The sequence below is a fragment of the Gilvimarinus sp. 1_MG-2023 genome (assembly GCF_030548285.1).
Window position 1 is genome coordinate 1 of the sequence record NZ_JAUOSC010000057.1, and the last position, 564, is coordinate 564.

Genomic DNA, 564 nt, shown 5'->3' on the forward strand with positions numbered 1-564 from the left:
GAACCGTATCTTGCAGGCGCTCAGTCAGATCAGCGGCGAGCTGATTGATCGCGTCGTCCACTTGCTCCGGGGTTTTCAGTAAGTCCGCTTCTTGCAATACAGTATCCAGCTGATCTTTTGTCAGTGTCTCACTCATGGAGGCTTCTCGGCATGTCAGTAAAAAACCGGCATAGTAACACGCGGCCAGAACGGCGAAACCTGCCGATCTATTCTTCTGGCACTGATATCAAACCATTGGCTATCAACGTCATTCAGCACGACAGGGAACTTGGCTTATGTACTTTTTTCGTCATACCTCACAGCACCACCCTCACTCTCTGCGCCACTGGCAATCCGGCCTGCGATGCAGCGCATTGGCACTGCTGCTATCCGGCTGTGCCAGCTACCCGTCATCAGTCGCAGTACCTGACCCCGACATGTTGCCGTCATTGCAACAGATACAAGCCAACCCGGAGCAATACCAACATCAAACCGTTGTGTTGGGCGGGCAAATTCTCAGTGTTATCAATGGTGATCAGCACACTACGCTGGAGATATTGCAGCGCCCGCTGTGGGATTCTGGCC

1 protein-coding gene is annotated in these 564 nt (G+C 53.0%); it reads left to right on the forward strand.

Going from position 1 to position 564, the window contains the following annotated elements:
• Positions 1-275: 275 nt before the first annotated feature.
• On the forward strand, positions 276-564 hold a 289-nt coding region (locus tag Q4563_RS15625), incomplete at its 3' end, for a Slp family lipoprotein (RefSeq protein WP_303605115.1).